At 45.3% G+C, this 18,253-nt stretch carries 11 protein-coding genes; 4 read left to right on the forward strand and 7 right to left on the reverse strand.

Features of this window, described 5'->3' with window-relative positions; all coding sequences use genetic code 11:
• Positions 1–13: 13 nt before the first annotated feature.
• Positions 14–2,734, forward strand: coding sequence for a TonB-dependent receptor plug domain-containing protein (locus MHN00_RS04810; RefSeq protein WP_239300488.1), 2,721 nt, complete (start codon positions 14–16; stop codon positions 2,732–2,734).
• The gene (locus tag MHN00_RS04815; RefSeq protein WP_239300490.1) at positions 2,725–3,795 is read left to right on the forward strand and encodes a cytochrome c peroxidase; all 1,071 of its coding nucleotides are present in this window, start codon (positions 2,725–2,727) and stop codon (positions 3,793–3,795) included. Before MHN00_RS04810 ends, MHN00_RS04815 begins: the two co-directional genes overlap by 10 nt.
• 137 nt (positions 3,796–3,932) lie before the next feature.
• Here MHN00_RS04815 and MHN00_RS04820 read toward each other — a convergent pair whose 3' ends face one another.
• The 4 genes from MHN00_RS04820 to MHN00_RS04835 all read right to left on the reverse strand — a co-directional run bounded on the left by MHN00_RS04820 (position 3,933) and on the right by MHN00_RS04835 (position 9,465).
• Positions 3,933–5,369, reverse strand: a complete 1,437-nt coding sequence (locus tag MHN00_RS04820; RefSeq protein WP_239300492.1) for a PepSY-associated TM helix domain-containing protein — start codon at positions 5,367–5,369, stop codon at positions 3,933–3,935.
• A gap of 1 nt (position 5,370) precedes the next feature.
• Entirely contained in the window at positions 5,371–5,928 is a 558-nt protein-coding gene (locus tag MHN00_RS04825) for a hypothetical protein (RefSeq protein WP_069944889.1), read from the reverse strand.
• Positions 5,929–5,939: 11 nt separating this feature from the next.
• On the reverse strand, positions 5,940–8,111 hold the full coding sequence (locus tag MHN00_RS04830) for a TonB-dependent siderophore receptor (RefSeq protein ID WP_014950624.1): 2,172 nt from the start codon (positions 8,109–8,111) through the stop codon (positions 5,940–5,942).
• Positions 8,112–8,304: 193 nt separating this feature from the next.
• Complete coding sequence (locus tag MHN00_RS04835) at positions 8,305–9,465, reverse strand: AI-2E family transporter (RefSeq protein WP_156086911.1); 1,161 nt, start codon at positions 9,463–9,465, stop codon at positions 8,305–8,307.
• A 191-nt stretch (positions 9,466–9,656) separates the two neighbouring features.
• Between MHN00_RS04835 and MHN00_RS04840 the strand changes: the two genes are divergently transcribed.
• On the forward strand, positions 9,657–12,488 hold the full coding sequence (locus MHN00_RS04840) for a PAS domain S-box protein (protein ID WP_239300494.1): 2,832 nt from the start codon (positions 9,657–9,659) through the stop codon (positions 12,486–12,488).
• Between the two features lie 237 nt (positions 12,489–12,725).
• Complete coding sequence (locus MHN00_RS04845; RefSeq protein ID WP_239300496.1) at positions 12,726–13,814, forward strand: Gfo/Idh/MocA family oxidoreductase; 1,089 nt, start codon at positions 12,726–12,728, stop codon at positions 13,812–13,814.
• An 84-nt stretch (positions 13,815–13,898) separates the two neighbouring features.
• Here the strand turns inward: MHN00_RS04845 and MHN00_RS04850 are convergent, their stop codons facing one another.
• The 3 genes from MHN00_RS04850 to MHN00_RS04860 all read right to left on the reverse strand — a co-directional run bounded on the left by MHN00_RS04850 (position 13,899) and on the right by MHN00_RS04860 (position 18,177).
• Positions 13,899–14,972, reverse strand: coding sequence for an ADP-ribosylglycohydrolase family protein (locus MHN00_RS04850; RefSeq protein WP_239300498.1), 1,074 nt, complete (start codon positions 14,970–14,972; stop codon positions 13,899–13,901).
• Positions 14,973–15,061: 89 nt separating this feature from the next.
• Positions 15,062–15,850 (reverse strand): lipase, encoded by a 789-nt coding sequence (locus MHN00_RS04855; RefSeq protein ID WP_014950619.1) that lies wholly within the window; start codon positions 15,848–15,850, stop codon positions 15,062–15,064.
• A gap of 221 nt (positions 15,851–16,071) precedes the next feature.
• Positions 16,072–18,177 carry an ATP-dependent helicase gene (locus MHN00_RS04860; RefSeq protein ID WP_239300500.1) on the reverse strand — a complete coding sequence of 702 codons (2,106 nt, stop codon included), beginning with the start codon at positions 18,175–18,177 and terminating at the stop codon, positions 16,072–16,074.
• Positions 18,178–18,253: the final 76 nt, after the last annotated feature.

An 18,253-nucleotide genomic window follows, 5' to 3' on the forward strand; every position in this document is an offset into this window, starting at 1 on the left:
AAGGTAATTTTTAATGAAATATGCAGCCCCTAGCGGGCTGCTGTTGTCGTTATTAGCCAACGCAACGTTTGCTAATGCCCAACAGCAGCAAGATGTAGTTGCTCCTACGAGTGATGTTTGCATTTCTGAAGACGCATTGAACAGGATGACCGATGCTGAACGATTGGCGTGTGTGGAAGAAAACGAGAATGCCAAAAAAATTGAACGTATCTTAGTTGAAGGTCGTTTTATTGGCTTGCAAGTGCCAGAAGTTGAAGGGCGCTTTACGCTAGATAGAAACTTCATTGAGTATACGCCGCGCACGGGCGGAGACTTTACCGAATTACTCGGACTATTGCCGGGTGTGGTGCTTGGGTCTGAGCAATATGACGCGTCTGAACAAGGAGAGATTCAGGCACAGCGGGTGTCAATTATGGGCGCTGAAGCATGGCAAACCGGTTTCTTCCTTGACGGTATGAACTTTAACAGTCGCCAAGATCCAAGCTCTTACCGTTCAAATGACACGCTTATAAATGATGTTGAAGGTACAACGCAAACCTTCAACATTAATCAACAAATTATAGATAGCATTACGGTTTACACCAACAATGTGCCTGCCCAATACGGCAGTTTCAGCGGCGGCGTGGTAGATGTAGAAACGCGCGAAAGCTATAAAGAAACCGAATTTGGTTTTAACTATCGCACTTCTCGAAGCGATTGGAATAGCTATAAAACCTTTTTAGCTGAAGATGTGACCGAAACCAATGAAGAGGCACCTGATGAGCCTGCCTTTGAGAAGCAGATATTAAACGTTAATTTTGCCAAAGCGCTGAACGAATACTACCACTTGCTGGTTTCAGCAAATTACACCACCAGTGAAATATCAAAGTTAAGCCTAAATCAACCGGTTGCTACTGAGCGCGAAAACGCCAACGTACTGGTTAAACTTACCCAACGAAATCTATGGGTAGATAAGCTCACGTTAACGGCTAACTATTCGCCGTATACAAGCAACGACATCATAGCCAATGCAATTGACAGCGACTTTGAAATTGAAGGCGGCGGATTCAGTAGTAGCGTTAAAGTTGAGCACGGTTTTGATAGTTTCGCGCTTGAGTCAACGCTTAGCTTCGCAGAGAGTTACAATTCGCGCTCCGCAAACCCTCACTACTATCCTTGGGCTAAAGCTATTGGAAGGGAGTGGGGAATAGGAGATCCCACGCAAGAAGCCGCTGTGTCGAACCAAGGTGGATACGGCGACTTGGACAAAACTCAGCAAGCGCTCTTTTTCGATAATTTAGTCAGGTTTAACGCGTTTAACTGGTTGGATATTGAACACAGCATAAAAGCTGGGTTTCAATATAATAATGAGTCGCTGGAGCGACAGCGGTATTACGATACCTACGTTTACAACTCACCGATCACTGGGGTGAGTAACCTGAACTGTAACGGGGCGGTGTTCGACTGCGTAGCTTTAACGACGTCAATGACCATAGAAGAATTAGAGGAACAGCTTGGAGAGCCTTTAGATTTTACCAATCCTGATCACGTATTGGCGTATTCAAATATTGTGACTGCGTCCCCTCAGTATTTTGCATTGAGAAGCGTGTATCCTGAAGAATACATCGACGTAAATGTGCAAAATGTTTCGTTTCACGTTACCGACAGCATGGACTTGGGCGACGTAACACTAAACGCAGCGCTGCGTGCGGATTACGATGACTTTCTACAGAATGTAAACATTGCCCCCCGTATTAGCGGCGGTTACCGGTTATTCGGCGATGGCGATAAGCTCATTACTTTTGGTGCGAACCGTTATTACGATACCAACCTACTTTCTTACGCAGTGCGAGAAGCACAGCTGCCTTATCAGCTGGAACGCCGAAGCATTTCCTTAAATGGCGACCTTCAAGGTTGGTCGCCTTTATCTGGTGGAAGCGATTATCGCTATCGTTTTGAAAACCTGGATACGCCTTATAACGATGAAATTGTACTTGGTTGGAAGCAAGCTACTGACTGGGGGAACTATGCCATTGAGTATGTGAAACGCTGGCGTCGTGATCAGATTTCCGTGAGCGGTGACCCCGTTTATAACCCTGAGGACGGCTATTACTACCGTACGCAAACTAATAATGGTAAAGGCCAAAACGACCGTATTTCGCTCTCGTGGGCTTGGCAATTTAATACCAGCAGTTTTTGGTTTAATACCACCTACCAAATAAGTGAAGAAGTCAGTTTCGACGAAGAAGACGTAGATGTTGCGCCTATTGATGAGCTTATCTTCTTACGCAGCGGAGATGAAGAGACCGGCTATACCTATGTCGAAACGACGCTCAACAATTTAAGCCTTGCTAAAACTGAGTTTTCACAGCCGTTGGCATTTAATGTGGGTTGGACAACAGGATGGACCGACACCTTCACAACCAGCGTAACAGGCTCCTATCGCCAGGCATTTGACGATTATGTTGCTACTGACGATGTGCAGTCTAGCGGACAGCTTTTGCGTATTTGTTCTATTTGTGATGGTGAAGAGGTACTTAATGTTCCTGTTTATCAGCTAGTGAACGTTCCAAGTCGCTTTTTGGTTAATGCGTCTGCTACTTGGGTACCTGAAGTAGTAGGCGATCATGCTCTGCGGTTTAGAGTGGATGTTCAAAACCTCTTTGACGCTCGAACTTATTCCGTTACCTCAGGCACTTCGGGTATAGAGACCGGTCGTTCAATTTGGTTTGAAGTGGGTTATCAATGGCACTAATCAGGTTATTCGCCACTGCTTGCAGCTTTCTGGTAACAACAGCGGTTGCTGGCGACGCATTGCGAGAATGGTATGCCGCGCCTATTGACGAATGGCCAGCAGCGATAACCGCTGATGGCCATGCGCCACTCGCTTTGTCGCCGCTAACGCCAATTGGCTCTTTGGCGACTAAGCAACAAATAAAGCTAGGTGAAAAACTCTTTAACGACCCTATTTTGTCACGAGACAATACGGTGAGCTGTGCAAGTTGTCATGTAAAGTCGCTGTCATTCCAAGATGGCTTGCGCAGTGCTAAAGGAGTGAGAGAGCAGATAGGCAATCGCAATACCCCGGCTATTTTTGGTATTGACCACTGGCAAAGCTTTTTTTGGGATGGTCGGGCGCAAACTGCCACTGAGCAAGCGTTAAAGCCAATAGAAAATCCAATAGAAATGGATTTGCCATTGGAAGAAACACTAAAGCGCTTAAATACTTCGACAGACTATAAAGCAGCGTTTGACGAAGCCTACGGAAAAGAGCACATCACATCAGCGATGTTAGCGATGGCTCTGGTTGCGTTTGAACGTACAATCCCACCGCCAGACTCGAAGTATCAACGCTTTATTGCTTTGGCTCAAGAAGCGCCTAAAAAAGCACAAGCTATGCTTTCTGAATCTCAGCTAGAAGGATTACACCTTTTTAGAACGAAAGCGAAATGCATGACATGTCACGAAGGCGCACTGCTTAGCGATAATGATTTCCACGTTACAGGGTTTCACCGTTACGGCTTGTCTTTTGAGGACTTGGGAAGAAGTGAGTTCACTCAAAATGTACAGGACATTGGGAAGTTTAGAACTCCATCACTATTGGGTGTTTCTAAAACTAGCCCTTGGATGCACAACGGGCTGTTTGTGCAATTCAGACCCATGATTGAACAATACAATGCGGGAGGCTTTAGGCCAAAACCGAATAGAAAGAACGCAATGGATCCGCACTATCCCAAAACGACCCCGCTTATACAGCCACTTAATTTAAGCGATGATGAAATAAATGCGCTGGTGGCGTTTCTTAACATACTTTAGAAAGAAAAAGCCTTCCAAATGGAAGGCTTTTTACTGTTGACCACGCTGACAACAATACCAATCCGCATACCGGATTGGTATAAGTAAGCATGTTCACTTTACCTCAATTCCATCAGTTCCCATTAGAACCAATGTGCCTATACATTCCAGCCTTTCTTTAATCGCGAGTACAGGTATCGCCATACGCACAGGGCAAAAACGATAAACGCGCTGTCTATAATGAGCGAGTTCATGACTAACGAACTAGGGTAGTGAACAGCAAAGTGAGTAATGGCCAATACAACTAACAAGGCGGCGAGACAATTCAACAGCACCAAGTGAGTTTTCATAAGCACTTTTTGCATTAGTGAAGCGATAAGAATAGCTGTCAATGTTACCCAGAAAACAGGTTTTGTGGGCAGCGCCAGCGTTAACTCTAACAATGCAGCCCAAATAAATGCGATAGGCGTGCCCCACACAAAACCCAGCCAAAGCTGGTTTAAGGCATCTTGCTTAGCGCGTTTTGCCAGCCACAAATTTATGCCGGTGACAGAAATAATGGTTAACGCGAACCCCATTAATCCGAAGAATATCTTCATTGCTTCTGGACCAAAGTGGCCGAAGTGTATGCGATATACAGAAAATATCGCTTGTTGGCCTGCATCACCATCTGAATAGCCGACTTTATCGATATATTGTCCACTGGCATTAAAGCGATATTGCTCTGAATAAATGAGCTTATCCAAGTGCTGCGAGCCGAGCAGAATATACTGATTGTCTTTGGTCGCATTTTCCAAAGTAACAAAAATGGGCTGGGTATTGGGCTCCATTTTCATTATGTCGGTCAGCGCTTTTTCTATATTCGCAATGGCTGGCTGGTGTTCAAGCTGAATTGATGAACCATAGATGTCGGCAAACAGATCAAGCTTGTTTCCTTCATATAAGGTATCGGCATAAATGGACGTTAAAAACGACGCTAAACCAAAATAAACGCCGGTTAGCGCAATCATCAAGTGAAATGGCAAGCCCCACACGCTCATTCTATTGTGTAAGTCGCCTTGTGTAAGCTGCTCGTTGTTGCCTGTTCGCAAGCGGAAGGCATCTTTAAAAATACGTCTGTGAGCAACAATGCCAGAGATAATCAATGCACTCAAAATAGCACCCAATACACTGACGGCCATCATTCCGATGTCTTCAGGTAGATGCAGGGCGGTGTGTAAATCAACGATCAAATCAGTAATAGGAGTTGTGGATGGTTCACTTAATTCGCCGGTTGGAGAAATATTCCAATACTCACCGTCTGCACTAATGCGTGCGCGTGGCAAATCGTGCGTAGGCAAGCGAATGACAATGTTTCCCTGTGTTTGACCCTCTTTCATTGTGAGAAAGCGTTCATAAGCATTTTGAATGCTGCCAGGGGTGTAATCTAGATTATCTGCAATATGGGGTTGTTCCCACCGCAGAAGTTCTTGAGAGAAAACAGATAAAGTGCCTGAAAAGCACACCCAATACATCAACACACTAACGGCTAGTCCTAACCAAGCGTGACTTTTTAAGGCGCTTTTATTTGCGCTGGGAGAAATAGAAATACTCATTTTATATACTATACAAGTAGAAGTAACTTAACGCGCTTAGTACACTCAACACCCCAACCGGGCGCCATAGTTTACTGTCTGCACACAGCCAGTATGCGCCACATCCCCATAATAGAGGCATGGTGTAAATTCCCAGTGCAATCTGGTTTACTTTGCTCATGCTAAGCGCTGTTGTCCACACTACGGTAACTAACATGGCGCAAATAGCACTTAAAAACACACTGCCAAGTAGTTTTACGAGAGCGTTAAAAGCAATGGCGGTAGACGGGGTAGTCAATCCAGATGCGAACGGTAAATCGACGCGTTTTATATCTTTACTTATTCGTTGTCGGGCGAGATAAATCCAACTCCATGCTTGTAACGAGAAAGCGACCACTGCGTAGCAGGTACCTAATTCAGGGCCGTACTCTGTAACCCAAAGGCTTAAACTCGCCAGCATTAACAACAATGCCGAGAGTTTAGCTATACGTTTAAAGGCGATCTGTGTGCTTTGCCAAGCGCGGTAAAACAAACCTATCGCCAATGCGCTGCCTAAAAAGGCAGCGATTGACAGTAGCATAACTTAACCCGTTAAAAATTGAATGAAGCAGACAGTCTGAATGTCCGAGGTTCACTTAATACAAGGTAGTTTGAGCCAGGGAAGCCGCCTACCGACGCCCAGTAATTATTGTCAAAGACGTTATCTACACGAGCGCGAAGTGTGATGTCGGTCATTCCTGCAAGGAAGCTGTAACGAACGCCTAGATCGAAACGATTAGATGCATCGACTTCAAGGCTATTGTCGGCACTGGCATATTGTTTCGACGTATAGGCCGCACGTGCATCGACAGTAAGCCCTGGAAGGGCATCAACATCCCACTCAAGATTAATGTTTGCTTGTAAATCAGGAACACCAATGGCCGTTTTGCCATCTAGCGTACCGTCTTGAGTTTTCGTCATTTCCGCATCGAGCCAAGTGAATCCGCCCAAAACACGTAGATTTGAAGTTGGCATGCCAAATACGCTTAACTCAAGTCCTTGGTTTTGCTGTTCACCATCGGTACTGAAAACATTGTCTTCAACAATTGAGCTTTGCTTTGAGGTGTTGAAAACACTCAATGAACCACCGTATTGGCCAGCATCATATTTCACACCTACTTCTATTTGCTCGGCGCTGTATGGGTCAAAAACTTCACCCGCGTTTTCAATTGGTTCACCACCGCTTGATGCAGGCGCTACCTCACCAGGAAGCAGTCCCTCGATATAGTTGGCGTAATAAGACACCTGTTCTGACGATTTATAAACAATGCCCACAACCGGCGTTAATTGAGATTCGTCGTAGCCTGACAACTCATCACCTGTATTGTAATCAAAGGTGCGGGTTTCAATGTTTTGTACACGGCCACCAAGGGTTAATAGAACTTTTCCATCGTTAAACGAAATCATGTCTGCAAGAGCAAAACTTGAAAGGTCTGTTTTTTCTGTGATTAGTGGGTTGCTAAGGTCGCCACCAATAAAGAAGTCAGCATCGGGCATGGTTGCCGTTACCGGGTTATAAATATTTCCAGCAAAGCCGCTAAAATCAGAAAACGCATAGGCATTTTCAGATTCTAAAGAAAACGTTGATGCAGACGTAATGATCGTGTGTCCAACGCTTGCGGTTTTGAATTCGATATTTAGGCCCACTTCACCTGAGCGAATTTCATCATTTCTAACATTATCAAAACGGTAAGCGGAAAAATCGCCATTTGCTTCTGCCTGTCTAGGGTTAGCAAACACATTATCTTCTTCACCCGATCTGAAACCATACGCCGCCCACGCAGTGATGTTGTCGGTAAAATCGTACTCTCCACGAACCGCTCCGAAAAATTGACGCTCGTTAGTGTAAGTCCATTCTTGGGCAAAATTGGTGTCGCTGTCAGGCGCTTCTGGAATTGCACTGCCAGGAGTGACTGCAGGGCGTGGTGAGTCAACCTGATGGTCTTGGTAGCCCAAATCCAAAGAAAGACGGAAGTTATCGCTATCGTGATCAATGCCAATAGCAGCAACGCTCAATTCACGATCTTGGTTATCGATACTTGTTTCGCCGCCTCGTTGTACAAAGTTAGCTCTTACGCCGGTACTTTGACTGTCGTCGCCAAATCTGCGGCTTACATCTGCTGCGCCATACCAATGTCCTTGAGACTCGTATCCAAGCGTTACACGGTTTAATGGGTCATCGCCCGCGCGCTTGGGCACTATATTTACCGAGCCACCTAAGCCGCTCCCGCCCGGTGCTGCGCCGTTTAGAAATGCACTGGCGCCACGGAAAACCTCAACGCGTTCTGACAACTCTGCAGCAACATATTGGCGAGGTAAAACACCGTACAATCCGTTGTAAGTCATATCGTCAGAATAAACGGGAAACCCGCGCATTACGTAAAGTTCTTGAAAATTACCGAAGCCTTTTGCCACACGAACCACCGGATCGTTTTGCAATACATCGGCGATACTTCTTGCTTGCTGTTCCCTTATGATGTCTGCGGTAAAGTTGGTGCTTGCAAATGGAGAGTCCATCATGTCTAGATTACCTAAAATACCCGCACGACCACCGCGAGATACTTGGCCTCCTGCAAAGCTATCTCGTAATTCAACCTGAGATGCATCAACAGTAATATGCTCAATGTCATCATTATTATTATTTTTTTCTGTCTGTGCATATACAGGCGCGCCTGCACACGACAGGCCGATCATCACGGCCAAGGCACTTTTAAGCAAATTCATGGGAGCTCCAAAAATCAAAAGACAACGAATATGATAACTATTTTCATTTTAAAAAGGCAGGATATGTTCCTTTAAAATATGCATTTCGTCTTTTATTTGAAGAGGACTATCGTGCTTTGTGCCTAGATTCTAGGTAAAAGTCCGCACACGCTGCTATCCATGCAACGTGGTTGATGGGGCGAAGAGAGTGAAATTATTTTGACTCGAGAAGTCTTATCCAGTGATCAAATACGCCCAGATTCTCGAGTATGATCTTAAAACACATTAGAATAGGCACGGCGAGTAAAACGCCTACCACACCCCATAGCCAACCCGTTATTGCTATCCAAATTATGATTATTAGTGGGTTAAGCTGCATACTTCTTCCTAGCACCGCAGGCGTGATGAGCTGTGATTCAATAATATTCAATACTAAAAACAGACCCGCAGGCAGAAACGCACTGCTGGTAAGCCCAAACTGCACAAGCCCAACTACCAGCAATACCACGCAGCTCGCCACACCACCCAAGTAGGGGACAAAGTTCATCAGCGCAACCAGTGCTCCCCAAAGTAACGCATCGTCTATTCCTAAATAGTAAAACACGCCTGCTGTAGCTAGCCCTAAGCAAGAGTTTATGATGCTGATGGTGACGATATACGAAGACAGCTCCCGTTGAATTTGATCTACCAATACCAGCGTTCGTCGCTTGTTGGTAACAATGGGGAAGTCTCTTACAAAAACATTGAATAGGTTGGGCCCAAAAACCAACAAGAAGAAAATTAAAACGATACAGGCGAGCACCTGTGCCAGTAAAAATGGCGCGTTACTGAAGAGTGTGAGCCCAATATCTATTCCGCTTTGTTTAATTTTGTCCGTCACAGAGTTTGTGTTGTCTTGTGATGGAGAAAGTTCAGGTGACTTTTCATCGTCACCAAACCAGCTAAAGAATGAACGTTCTTTTTCAACGGGTTCAGCTGGAGGCGTTGCATAAGCGTCGATGTTGCTGCTTATCTCTTCAATTTCTTTGGATATCTCGGCAGCAATTTTGGGGAGAGATTGCATCCAGCGTTCTGCCGGCTCAGCAAGCTCTATACCTAAAAATGTAAACGGCGCGACCAGCAAGACAATCAGGGCTCCTGCTGACAGGGTACGAGGTATGAATAACTTGCGTGCGAATGCAACAAGAGGGCTCAAAAGCAGAGCAACAAAGGCGGAAAAGAAAAGAGGAACAAGTAAAGATTTGGCAAGGTACAACGTATAAATGACAGCAAAAATCACAAGAATATTTAGCAGTCTGGTTTGTTGGGCTATTTTGGGGAACTTCCCAGCATACTTCCCGTTCCCTTTATCTTGATTCGAGCCAGCGTTGTCCATGTCTTAGCCTTGGTAGAAAGTGATCTTGGTAGAGCTTTTACTTGTAACAGCGTAAGTGTTACGAAAATTTAATCATTTAAGTTCACTTACCGCACCGCTAGAGAAGTCGCTTTGTACTGCTTAACGTAAATCGTTAGCTAAATAGTGATTTCTACTTTAGTATAATTTTTTCTACATTATTTGAGCGAATTATGTCTGAGCCAATAAGTAAGGCTTCATCTTCTTTTACCGACGACATCCCCTTTCAAGCTCTTATAGAAAATATAACTGATGCGGTGATATTTGCCGATGTTAAAGGCAATGTTATTTACGCTAACCATCAGGCCCGTTCCATCTGTGGATTAGACAAATCTGATCTCTTTGACAGCTCGGTGTTTAGTTTGTTTCCTCAGTCGCAAGTACCGAATATTACTCAGCAGTTTGAACTGGCAATAAAACAGGAACCCGGTAAGACAACAGAAATTCGGTTTGGTATTGACCACGCCTGGTTCAAGCTCACCATTTTCCCCGTTGCGGCAGGTGTAGTGGGGTTTTCGTTTCATGACTTCTCTATGAAGCGCAGGCTACAGATCATTTCTCAGTCTCAAAGAGACGCCATGAGACTCGCGTTATCTGGCGCTACACTAGAAGATGTGTTGACCGTTTTAGTCAATGCAGTAGAGAAGGTGACAGATTTTCAAGCTGTAAGTGGAATATCCTTGGTATCTGAAGACGGGTTATCACTCATTAGCGCGGCTGCACCGTCGATGCCAGAAGAAACTAGGCGGTACTTCAAGAATATTACAATCGATGAACTAACGCCGTTAGGAAAGTGTTGTCAAACTCGTGATGAGGTGAATATTCACATCAACGCCCAAACTGATTCGAGTGATTTTAGTCTCTCCACTCAGGCATTAGGACTTCAATCATTTTGGTGTCGTCCCATTTTATCTGCAGAAAGTCGCACGGTATTGGGCACTTTCTGTCTATTTCATCGCGAGCGATTTACCCCATTACCCGATGACATTGACGTCATTAATGCACTGTCTAAAACCGCTGCAATCATTATTGAGCGCAACAACGAAAATCGCGCTCGACGGGTTGCGGAGTCGGCGTTACTAGAGAACATTGAGTCTTTTAATAAACAGCGCAGGCTTTACGAAACGGCTCTGTCGAATACGCCCGATTTGCTTTATATCTTCGACCTTGAGGGGCATTTTACGTATGCCAACGACGCGTTACTGCAAATGTGGGGGCTGAGTTGGGATGAAGCGATTGGCAAAACATGTTTAGAGCTTGGGTATGAACCTTGGCATGCAGATATGCACATGCAGGAGATTCGACAGGTAATTGAGACAAAGCAACCTATTCGTAGTGACGTTCCTTTTACCGGTACTCATGGTCGCCGTATATATGACTACATATTTGTTCCTGTTATTGGTGAAGACGGAAACGTTGAAGCCATTGCTGGTTCGACGCGAGATGTTACTGAGCGTAAACACGCTGAAGAAATGGCTAAGCGAGCAGAGTCTCGCAGACGCTTAGCACTGGAAGCATCACACAGCTTTGGTATTTGGGATTGGGATATTAAGCAAAACTTGTTCACGGCAGATGAGCGTTTGGGAGAACTCTTTAACCTCAGTAGCGATGAGGCTGAAAACGGTGTAGCCATTGAAGTGCCCAAACAATATATCCACCCAGACGATTTAGCAGCGTGTGAGGCTGCTATTTGCGAAAGTATTAATAACCGCACCCTATTTGATGAAGAATACCGTATCTTACAAAAAGACGGCACTGTCCGCTGGGCTTCATTTAGAGGACGCGTCATTTATAACAGCTCTGGTGAGCCGGAACGTTTTCCGGGAGTAGGTGTAGACACCACGAGAGAACGAAATGCGATAGACGCGCTTCAAGAGGCTGATCGTCGCAAAGATGAGTTCCTTGCTACGTTGGCACATGAATTACGTAATCCGCTTGCACCAATTCGCAATGCGTTGGAAATTCTGCAGTCAGACGACTACAGCCAAAATCAGAAGAGTGAGGCATTCGGTCGAGTCGAACGACAAGTAACGCAAATGATACGGCTTGTTGATGACCTTATGGATGTGTCACGAATTACCCGAGGGAAAATTCGAATTCATCGAAAACCTGTGAACTTGTGTGAGATTCTGGGTACGGCGATTGAGACTATTCAGCCCCTGATTGATGAAAAACAGCATACGCTGCTGGTGGAAAAAGTAGCAGAGCCTGTTTGGGTAAACGGAGACCTTATCCGGTTGTCGCAGATTTTCTCGAATATTATCAACAATGCTGCAAAGTACACTCCACCGGGTGGCAATATTGAGGTCTGCATTAGTACTTGCGACGGTAAGGTAACCATTGCAGTTAAAGACAATGGAGAGGGCATTCCAGCAGACAAACTAAGATCGGTTTTCGATATGTTTACTCAGGTAGATGGTGCCCTTGAACGTTCTCAAGGCGGGTTGGGGATTGGCCTTACTCTAGTGAAGAAACTCACTGAATTGCACGATGGAACGGTAAATGTGCAAAGCGATGGCGTTGATAAAGGCACAACGTTTATCGTTACCTTACCCGTTTTAAGTAAAGTACCCAAATTAGCCAGTAAACCGGAAAAGGCCGATGACGTAGTAGACGCTACCGCTGAAAAGCTCAACGTTTTAATTGCCGATGATAATCAAGATGCCGCTATTACCATGGGATGGATATTGGAGGCAAAAGGGTGTCAGGTTCAAGTAGTGGAAGATGGGCCATCCGCATTAAAGGCTGTCGCGTCTTTCACGCCCGATTTAGTGTTGTTGGATATCGGCATGCCGGGTATGAATGGTTACGAATTATGTACGGCACTTCGTCAAAATCGTGCGTTAGCTGACGCTGTATTTGTGGCGCAAACGGGGTGGGGACAACCATCGCACATCCAGCGTTCGAAAGAAGCTGGATTTGACCATCACCTTGTTAAACCTTTGGATTTGAGCGACCTTGAACCTATCGTGGCAGAAGCTTGGCGAGCAAAGCGCAAACAGTAAATTATGTTGTCGATAAAAGTGAGCTGCTTTTCGTCTGATTTTGTTGTAAATCGTTTCGCGTTACCAAACGGCACGATGCGCCATAGGGCTTTAAAGCTGTATTGGTTGTCAGCTATAAACCTTCGATGGTGTTACAGGTAACACATTCGATAATATCGCAACGGTGTTGTGATCTTTCTGAGTAAGAAAGGTACTACTAAAACCATGCACGGATTAATTTCTTAATGGAGAGTACTAATGCCCCGCATTACTCGTCGTCACTTCCTTCAATTGGCAGGTTCAGGTTTGCTGGTTGCGCACAGTCCTTATTTAATGGCACAGCCTTCGAAAAAGAAAATAGGCGTGGCGCTGTTAGGGTTGGGCAATTACAGCACAAATTTACTCGCCCCTGCCTTACAGGACACTAAACACTGTGAATTACGGGGGATAATCACGGGGAGCGAGAGTAAGATCCCGCAGTGGCAGCAAAAGTACGGCATTAAAGACAGTAATGTGTACACGTACAGCACCATGGCAGATATTGCGAATAATGACGATATTGACGTTATTTACGTTGTAACGCCTACTGGCACACACAAGGACTTTGCGGTACAAGCCGCAAATACCGGAAAGCATGTGTGGTGTGAAAAGCCAATGGCCATGGATAGCGAGGAATGCCAAGCTATCATAGATGCGTGTAACAAAAATGGCGTGCAGTTGTCGATAGGCTATCGCATGCAGCACGAACCCAATACTCGCACTTTTCATCAGTATCTTGAAACTAAGCCGTATGGAAACTTGACCGCGGTATCGAGCTTCGCTGGTTATGCAGGACAAGGAAGAGCGCCTGACAACTGGCGAATGAAAAAGCACATGGGCGGCGGTGCACTCTATGATATGGGCGTTTACGCGATAAACGGCGCGCGCTTTTTAACGGGCCGTGAGCCATTAGCGGTAACGGGAAGTCATCCACCACAGCGCTTTCCAGAGAAGTTTACTGAGGTTGATGAAACGACCTTGTTTACGATGGATTTTGGCGACGGACTAGTGGCCGATTGCGGTACCAGTGTAGTGAAAGGGTTTAACCATTTTAAAGCTGATTGTGAAAAGGGCTGGTATCAACTTAAACCCATGCAGAGCTACAGCGGGGTAACGGGCACCACGTCTGATGGAAAAACGCTGGCTCCTATAAACGGTATGCAGCAAACGCTGCAAATGGATAACGATGCACTGGCCATATTAAATGGACAACAACCTATGGTGACTGGCAATGAAGGTCTGGCCGATATCCGCATTGTGAACGCTATATTTAAGGCGGCGAGAATAGGGGAAACGGTTGCGTTGTAAGGCGCTTTTGCGCGAATACGCTACCGGACAGTGAATGCCATTTGCTCATTTTGCGACTGGGTTTACCAGACTTTTGTGTCTTAGTTACCGTTCATCAAGAAGGTTAATTAGCGCTTCCAAGTCCTTTTTGTCAGCTAATTCACTAAACCATTGGGATATTTCTGTCGCCTGAATTAGCCCCATTATGGCCCCCAATACAAAACTGCGGTGCACGTTGTCGCCCCCCACGTTGGTGTTCGCAATCAACGCCTTCTTATGCGTATCAGCATAACGGTAAGCGAAGTACAAAACGGCGGGCCACGCGTCTGAGATATAACACGCTGGCGAATACATACGCCCAACAATCTCGATATCGCTTTTGTTTTTTGCCGCAATCGCAGCCAAATTCATGTGCGCAGATTTACGGGCAATATCTTCTAAAATGGCCTTGGGTGATTCACCTTCGCGATGCACTAATTTGTAGATTAACTCAACATAGAAATCGCACACCGATGCTAAAGACTCATCCGGGTGAGTTAAATAAAGGTGACTACGACACAGACGTTTGATGTCCTCAAGGGCTGTGCTTTTGCTTGCTTCTACTACCGCTAGAGGTGTTACCGACACAAAAGCGCCTATTGAAGCCGTATCATGTGTAAGCGCCCCACATTTGTGTGCTGGTGTACCTTGTTCTAAGTTTGCAAAAAAACCTCTGTGATAAGACTCAGCGTATGTGTCAGGGTGTTTGGGTTCATCAGCGCGCATAAAGCTAATATATTGAGTTAAAAACTCGTTTTCGTCATACCCTTTAAGTGCGCATGATAAAACGATACGCGCGCAATGTGCATTGAGTGTATTTTCTCCCGCTTTCATACCATGATGGTAATGAATGTTGTTCTTACCCCAATACTGCCTTTTACCTTTGAGAATAACGTCGCCCACTATCTCTTTTTGATTTGCAGATGCCTTATTCGCGCGCCCACCGTGCTGCGTGGAATGTAGCGACATTATTGAAGACGGATGAAACGATGGCGCATCCTCAAATTGCTCTATCCCTAACGGAAATGCCTTATAAATATCTGCTGGGTTGTAATACCAATGTACCGGCATAGCCAACGCGTCGCCGATAAACGCGTTCTTGAGTGCCGCTTTTGCTCGTTTGATTGACAGTGAAGACATTTCTTTAAGCCTACCTCTTACGCAGTACTGTGCGGGATTGAATAATCAAGTACCTTTAAGTTACGCACTGTAGGTCGAAAATGATCGTTCTAATGCTCATCGAAAAGCGACTTGTTGCGGATATACTTTCGCATGTAGTGATAGGTAATTGGGCGTAACAACCAGCTGTGAAGCGACATCAAAAAGCGTTTATGGGTAGGCGTGTTTTCGTAAATTTTATCATCGTGCAGCCACAGCATCTTGCCAACGTGCCAGAAGTAAAAAGGGAAGGGCGGCATAAAGGTTATTACATCTAAATCGCAGCAAATGCGATACGTTCTATGGTGTAGCGTGTAGTGCTTATACCAAGAGCGCGTGCCCACTGCGGGCTGTCCGAAAGTCACTACCCTTTTTACTGACTTTGCGTATAAACGCTCAAAGTAATCAGCCATTAATACCGCTACTGCGCCGCCGGACGAATGGCCAATGAATGTAAAGCGCTTGCCTTGCTGCCTAAGTGGTTCAAGCACTTTTACAAGTAGCTCTCTCAGTGGTAATGCTTCATTAGATGTCTTAGTGCTGGAATACATAGGTTGAGCCAATAGCCGCGCAAACCCCCAGTGGACCCAGAATTTTCTGTTTAACTGATTGAGTTTGTTTGGGATGAAGAATAAATTCGCTAGCCAATCTCTTACCCCCAATGATCCGCGAAAAACAATAATGACCTCTTTTTTATTCTCGACCCACAAGATTCTTACGCTCATTCTGCCGTACTTATCGACTAGCTGGCGTTCATAAAAAGGATCTAAGATTTTTTGGTATTGCTCGTCGGCATCAGGGTAGGCGAGTTGGCAGAGAATGGCATATCTTTCATATTGATAGCGTTTCAATTTCTTCATGAAAACTCGTATTGGAGCATTTAGCGTTTTTGAAGCTGAGCCGTTGAAGACTCTTTCACTGAATACTTCACGCTACAGGGAGTTTATTTCAGTGTTATGACGGGGCGCGTCATTTTTCTTTAAATGTCCGTACTCTTTATTGTGTCACTTTGATGTAGAACCACTCTACCTGCGGTAACACGCCTTGATTATGAACATTTTAACTCTCGCTGAGGGGAGAGTTATCTATGCGGACTGGTATTGTTCCACATCCCAAGAATATTTTTCTTTATATCGGCTATAGCGCCTTTAGCTATCTTCTTTTCACTGGCTGAAGCAGTGCGCTTAGGGTAAGCAATGGGTTCCATGCAAGCGCAAACAGCATCGGTAAAGAAACGGCTCTTGGCACCGTATACATGCTTGTCACCAAACTTTTGTTGCTCTGGCACCCAATATTTCAGAGGCTGAATCAAGCTTAGTTCATCTTTCGCTCGTGTTATGGCTACGTAAAGCAAACGTCGCTCTTCTTCGAGAGCGCGTTTATCGCCCGCTGCGTACTCGTTGGGAAAATTGCCATCGGCAACATTCAGTACGAACACATGCTTCCACTCTTGCCCTTTAGCGCTATGCACCGTCGACAAGATAAGAAAGTCGTCATCAAGCAAAGGTTTGCCCGCCAGATCACCTGTGCTCTGCGGTGGATCTAGTGTGAGTTCAGTTAAAAATCGCTCTCTCGATGAATACTGCCCAGAGATCATTGTGAGCTGTTCAATATCGCCGAAACGTGTGAAATGATCGTCATAATTAGCTTCCAACAAATCTTTGTAAAACTCTGCAATGGCGCTTGTTTGCTCGGTCCATGGAATGTTGTTGTGGTGCACGTTATCTAGCAAATCAACAAGAGAAAGAAATGAAGGCTTCGCGGACTCTGAAAGTGCGAAGCTACGCAATTTACCCAATGCAAAGTCGTGCTTTTCTAAATCGTTAAACACTCTCTCAGCTATCTTTGGACCTATGCCAGGCAATAACTTAAGCACTCGAAAGGCTGATATTTTATGTTTAGGGTTATCTGCCCAACGTAAAATGCAAAGCATGTCTTTTACGTGAGAAGCCTCTAGGAATTTAAGGCCACCGTGTTTAACGAAAGGGATATTACGTCGAGTAAGTTCAAGCTCTAGACGATCGCTGTGATAACTTGAACGAAACAACACCGCCTGTTGTTTTAAATCGACCCCTTCTTCACGAGCTGCTAAAACTCGCTCAACAATATACTCTGCTTGGAACATGTCGTTTTCAACGGTTACCCACTTAGGCATAGGGCCGCTTTTACGCTCGCTGAACAACGATACCTTATAGCCTTCATCACTTTCTGAAAGAAGGGTATTAGACAAGTTCAATATGTTCGGATGTGACCGATAATTCTGTTGTAGCGTTATCACTTTGCCAGGCAAGGAAAATGCGTCGGGGAAGTTAAGGATATTGTCCACCGTGGCCGAGCGAAATGAATAAATTGATTGGGCGTCATCGCCTACAACGGTAAGACCTTCACCAGTAGGGAAGAAACCTTTTAGAATGCCAGCTTGAAGAACGTTGGTGTCCTGATACTCGTCTACCAACACATTGTCGAATTGCTCTCTTACTTTTTGAGCAATAGCGTCGACCTGCGCCATGTGAAAACAGTAAAGCAGTAAGTCGTCATAGTCTAAACTCACTTGTTCAATTTTAGTTTTCGCGTAGTGAGCAAACAGCGTGTTCAGCTCTTCTTCCCACTCGCTACAATAGGGGAAATGAGTATCGAGTATGTCGATAAGCGGTGCTTGCGCGTTCACACAACGAGAGTAAATGTCCAAACACGTTTTCTTTTTAGGAAAGCGTCGATTTACCCCGCTAAAGCCAAGTTCGTGGCGAAGCAAGTCAAGCATATCCGCGCTGTCGTTACGATCCATAACCGTAAAGTCGGGATCTAAACCGATGAGTGAAGCGTGCTCTCGTAGCAGTCGCGATGCGATTGAATGAAAAGTGCCCATCCAAGGAAGTGTGACCGGATGATACGCCTTTTGTTTCTCACGTAAGGTTCGCTCTATTATGCGGTTCGCCCGTGAACTTAATTCCGACGAAGCCCTTCGCGCAAACGTCATCAGTAAAATTCGCTCTGGCGCAACACCATGCAATATTAACTGTGCCGTTTTGTGGGCGAGGGTGTTAGTTTTACCTGTACCAGCGCCTGCAATAATTAACAGCGGGTGGTGCGTTTCATCGCTCAGCTCCGTTTCGCCCACTCCTACGGAACTCAACCCGTAATTCACGGCTTCTTGCTGCTGCGGGTTTAATTCAGAATGAGAGAGCATAAAAAATCCTATTGAAGAGCACTTCAATAGGATAAATTAATGCACTGTATATTTAAACAGTTTTGTGTGGTGTTTA

Origin of the sequence: Alteromonas sp. Cnat2-8, from assembly GCF_022348355.1 — a bacterium.
Lineage (GTDB): Bacteria > Pseudomonadota > Gammaproteobacteria > Enterobacterales > Alteromonadaceae > Alteromonas > Alteromonas macleodii.